Origin of the sequence: Mycobacterium sp., assembly GCF_035653355.1 — a bacterium.
In the GTDB taxonomy this organism is placed as follows: domain Bacteria; phylum Actinomycetota; class Actinomycetes; order Mycobacteriales; family Mycobacteriaceae; genus Mycobacterium.
The window spans coordinates 1-4,359 of the sequence record NZ_DASRBZ010000049.1 but is presented as its reverse complement, the minus strand read 5'-3'; the positions used below and the strand labels follow the sequence as shown (position 1 = coordinate 4,359).

The 4,359-nt window shown below is 68.7% G+C and carries 5 protein-coding genes and 1 pseudogene; 2 read left to right on the top strand and 4 right to left on the bottom strand.

Annotation, left to right across the window (positions count from 1 at the left end):
- Positions 1–138, bottom strand: a 138-nt coding sequence (locus tag VFA16_RS23850) for a DUF6197 family protein (RefSeq protein WP_422656559.1), incomplete at its 3' end; no start/stop codon positions are given.
- Between the two features lie 156 nt (positions 139–294).
- Between VFA16_RS23850 and VFA16_RS01515 the strand changes: the two genes are divergently transcribed.
- Positions 295–675 carry a hypothetical protein gene (locus VFA16_RS01515; protein ID WP_324966118.1) on the top strand — a complete coding sequence of 127 codons (381 nt, stop codon included), beginning with the start codon at positions 295–297 and terminating at the stop codon, positions 673–675.
- Positions 676–685: 10 nt separating this feature from the next.
- Here the strand turns inward: VFA16_RS01515 and VFA16_RS01510 are convergent, their stop codons facing one another.
- Positions 686–1,567: an RDD family protein gene (locus VFA16_RS01510; RefSeq protein ID WP_324966117.1), complete on the bottom strand. Its 882-nt coding sequence runs from the start codon at positions 1,565–1,567 to the stop codon at positions 686–688.
- An 86-nt stretch (positions 1,568–1,653) separates the two neighbouring features.
- On the opposite strand from VFA16_RS01510, the gene VFA16_RS01505 reads away from it, so the two are divergent.
- Positions 1,654–2,646 carry a stage II sporulation protein M gene (locus VFA16_RS01505; protein ID WP_324966116.1) on the top strand — a complete coding sequence of 331 codons (993 nt, stop codon included), beginning with the start codon at positions 1,654–1,656 and terminating at the stop codon, positions 2,644–2,646.
- A 9-nt stretch (positions 2,647–2,655) separates the two neighbouring features.
- On the opposite strand, the gene VFA16_RS01500 is transcribed toward VFA16_RS01505, so the two are convergent.
- Both VFA16_RS01500 and VFA16_RS01495 read right to left on the bottom strand, forming a co-directional pair.
- Positions 2,656–3,978 (bottom strand): DUF58 domain-containing protein, encoded by a 1,323-nt coding sequence (locus tag VFA16_RS01500; RefSeq protein WP_324966115.1) that lies wholly within the window; start codon positions 3,976–3,978, stop codon positions 2,656–2,658.
- Positions 3,979–4,359: pseudogene (locus VFA16_RS01495) on the bottom strand (MoxR family ATPase); the annotation flags it as partial.

Below are 4,359 nucleotides of genomic sequence, written 5' to 3'. Positions count from 1 at the left end.
GCAGCGTTCAGGGCTCCATACGGCTGCCGCCGCGCCCAGAAGGCACCTGCGGCCAGGTGTGTCTAGGTACGAATTCTGGGTCCAGCCGCGCGCCGCTAAAACGTCGCGCATCTCTACCAGAACTTCACTCGGCTTCATCCCTTCTCCGTACATCCCTCAAACTTCCGATACGTAAACGATATATCGGAACCTATCTTGATGCAACGGGTTGGTTCGGTGTGTCGGAGATGGTGCTCGATCAGGAGGGCGCGCCGACGGGTTTGTATCGCGTCGCGGCTGGGTAGCAGTCGAGTGATGAACGAGCATGTGAAGACGGAGAACGCGGTCGCTGCCGACGCCGCACCGCCGGCGGCGGGAGACCGTGGCGGACGCCTGTGGTTGTGGGTCAACTGGGTGCTGGCGCTATTGACCGTGCCGGCTGCTGCGGTCGTGCTTCTGTTCGGGCTCGGTGCGGTGATGAGCACGGCGGGCTGTAGCGATAAGCAGTGTCCGAATTTGGGGCCGGGCGGGATCGGCTTCGGGGTGTTGTTCTATGGCGCGCCGGTTGTTGCCCTAGTGGCCATCGTCGCGTCGATTTTCACCGCGAAGCGCCGGTGGGGCATCGTCGTCCCGCTGTGTGGGCTGGCGTTGTTGATCGCCGACCTCATCGTGCTTGCGGTCACCTTCAGGCAATAGTCGCGACAGGTTAGCGCGGCGGAGTGAATCCGCCGGCACACGGCGGTGCCGGCGTCGGCCACGGCGGCGGGCTCCAGGGTGGCGGCGGCCCGGGTGGCCATGGGGCAGGTCCGCTAGCCGGCGGCGATGGGGACGGTGGGGCTGCTGGCGGTCCTGGTCGCAGCCGGGCCAGCTCGCGGCGATGCCGTTCGGCCAGCACCGCGGCCAGCACGAGCTGCGGCGGGGTGCCCGGCGGTGGCGGCGGCGCGATGCGGGCCACCACGTCACCGGCGATCCGATAGGCCATCTGTTCGCGCAATCGCGGCTCGAGTTGCGGTGCGCGCGAGAGGAATTGGCGGGCAAGCTGCGCTTGATCCGCGCCCAGCCCGGACAGTTGTAGCGACGATGCCCACCACGCCAGTGACGGCGGCATCGGCGGCGGCGGCCCCAGCTTCGGACCGCGCTCGCTGACCACCACTGTGCCGGCGAAGATGTCGCCGATCCGTTTGGCCTTCGGCGACAGCACGCTGCAGATGACCGCGGGACTTCCCAACAGCATCCAGATCTCCACCACCGACGCCAAAGCCCGAAATAGGGCCTGCCGGAAGCGTTCTGGGCCGCCGTCATCGGCCACCACGCGCAGGCCCATCACTATCTTGCCGAGGGAACGACCCCGCGTTGCTGTTTCGAATACCAGCGGATAGCCCACCAGCACCAAGACGGTGAAGATGACCAGCATCGCGGCCGTCGCCGCATCGTCGAACTGCGTCTGGGTGGCCGCCCAAAGCATCAGGGCGAGCAGGTAACCGACGAACACCACCGCGATGTCGATCAGTGCACCGACCGCCCGTACCGGCAGCTGGGCGATCTGCACGTCGAGCACCACAGCGTCGCCGGTCACCACCTCCGCCATACTGCGAACGCTACTCGAATTGTCAGGGTGGCGACCCGCTGCACTCGGCTTCGCCGAGTTTGCGATCGCCACGTAGCCTGATCGGGGTGGATGTCGACGCTTTCGTGCTGGCGCACCGCGGCACCTGGGACCGGCTCGAGCGGTTGGTCAAGGATCGGCGACGGCTGACCGGTGCCGAAGTCGACGAACTCGTCGAGCTCTACCAACGAGTTTCCACTCACCTGTCGATGGTGCGGTCGGCGTCTTCGGATTCGGCGCTGGTCGGCCGGCTCTCGTCGCTCGTCGCGCGTGCGCGCTCGGCAGTCACTGGCGCGCATGCTCCGCTTGGCCGCGAGTTCGCCCGGTTCTGGACGGTGTCGTTTCCCGTGGTTGCCTACCGCGCCTGGCGATGGTGGCTGGCGACCGGCTTGGCGTTCTTCGCTGTCGCGGTGGTCATCGCGTTTTGGGTGGCCGGCAGTGCGGAGGTGCAATCCACGATCGGAACCCCCAGCGAGATAGACGAATTGGTCAACCATGACTTCGCCTCCTATTACCGCGAGCACCCGGCCGGCTCGTTCGCACTCGAGGTATGGACCAACAACGCCTGGGTTGCCGCCAAGTGCGTCGCGTTCGCCGTCCTGTTGGGCGTGCCTATCCCGTTTGTGCTGTTCTCTAACGCCGCCAACCTCGGAGTCGCCGCCGGGCTGATGTTTCAGGCCGGAAAGGGCGCCATCCTGCTGGGCTTGTTGCTTCCGCATGGGCTGCTGGAGTTGACGGCGGTGCTGCTGGCAGCCGCGGTCGGGATGCGGCTGGGATGGTCGGTAATCGCGCCCGGGCATCGGCCGCGCGGACAGGTGCTCGCCGAGCAGGGCCGCGCTGTGGTGGCGGTCGCCGTCGGGTTGGTGGTGGTGTTGCTACTCTCCGGCCTCATCGAAGCACTGGTTACCCCGTCGCCGTTGCCGACGTTGCTGCGCGTCAGCATCGGGATCGCCGCTGAGGCAGCGTTTGTGGCCTACGTCGTACACTTCGGCCGACAAGCTGCCGGCGCCGGTGAAACCGGCGACATCGCCGACGCGCCGGATGTCATCCCGACCGGCTAACCCGCGAAGTTACAGCCGACCGGTGGCTTTCATCGCCAGGTAGCAATCGGCCAGTGCCGGAGCCAGTTCTTCGGGCGCCGCGTCGACGACCTCCACCCCGCCACGGCGGAGCCGAGCCGCGATCGCGCGCCGGTCGTTGCGGGCTCGTTCGGCCGCGGCCGCGTCGTAGACGGCCGCGGCATCGGCTCGCCCGCCGGCCATCTGCTCGACGCGCGGGTCAGCGACCGCGGCCAAGATCACCTGATGCCTTCCCGACAACTGCGGAAGCACCGGCAGCAGGCCCTCGTCGAGCGCGGTGGCATTGAGGTCGGTCAGCAGCACGACCAGGGCCCGCCGCCGGGCGCGGCGAAGAATAGCGGCGACCATTGCGGCCCAATCGGATTCGAGCAGAGCCGGCTCCAGGGGAGTTATCGCATCGACCAGCTGCGCAAGCACGTCCGTCCGCGACGCACCGAACACCGCGGCCTTGGTCACCCGGTCGTGGGCCAGGAAGTCGACATGGTCGCCGGCCCGCGACGCGAGCGCCGCCAACAACAGCGCGGCGTCCATCGACCAGTCCAGCCGTGGCCACCCGCTGGGCTGGCCCACCGTCGGGTCGACCCCGACGCGGCCCGCGGCTGTCCGACCGGTGTCGAGCACGATCACGACCCGCCGGTCGCGTTCCGGACGCCACGTGCGGACCACGACGTCGGCGCGCCGAGCGGTGGCACGCCAGTCGATCGAGCGGACGTCGTCGCCGACGACGTACTCACGCAGCGAATCGAATTCGGTGCCCTGCCCGCGGATCAGGGTCGGCAGCAGCCCGTCGATCTCGCGGAGTTTGGCCAGCCGCGGTGGCAGATGCTTGCGCGACAAGAACGGTGGCAAGATACGGATCCGACCGGATACCGGTTGCGAGCGTTGCCGCCCCGCCAGCCCCAGCGGCCCGATGGAGCGTGCGGTGACTACAGCGGATCGCTGCTCGCCGCGCCGCACCGGTCGCAACTGGGTCTCGACGCGGCGGGTCTGTCCAGCGCCGAGGTCGACGGTGTGGGCATGCGGCGTGGCACGTGCGCTGGGCGCCCAGGCGTCGCGCACCTGGCCGCGGAACCGTCGGCGCCCGTCGTTGCGGATCACCAAGCCTGCCGCTACCGGCTCGCCGAGACGGGACGACACCGGTCCGAATCGGTCAAACCGCAATTCGCGGGGGCTGGCCGCCATCCCGGCATCGAGCGCCACTGCTACCGCCAGCGCCGCCAGCAGCACCGCGAAAGATGTTGCTGGCCAAGGAGACAACGCGACCGGCAGCACGCTTAACAGCGCCACCACTCCCGCGCGTCCGGTCAGGATCATTTAGCGGGGCACCGGAACCGAGGCCAGGATTCCGTCGAGAACACCGTCGGGGGTGGCGCCTTCGAGCTCGGCCTCCGGGCGTAGCGAGATCCGGTGGCGCAGCGTCGGGCGCGCCATGGCCTTCACATCGTCAGGAGTTACGTAGTTGCGACCCGACAGCCAGGACCACGCCCGCGCGGTGCCCAGCAGCGCCGTCGCGCCGCGGGGTGAGACGCCCAGCCGCAGTGCGGGCGAGCTGCGGGTGGCCGCAACGATGTCGACGATGTACCCCAACACCTCGTCGGCGACCAGCACTTGACGTACCGCGTCGCGCCCGGCGGCCAGCTGGTCGGGGGCGGCCACCGGGGTGATCGCGGACAGGTCGCGCGGATCGAATCCGTG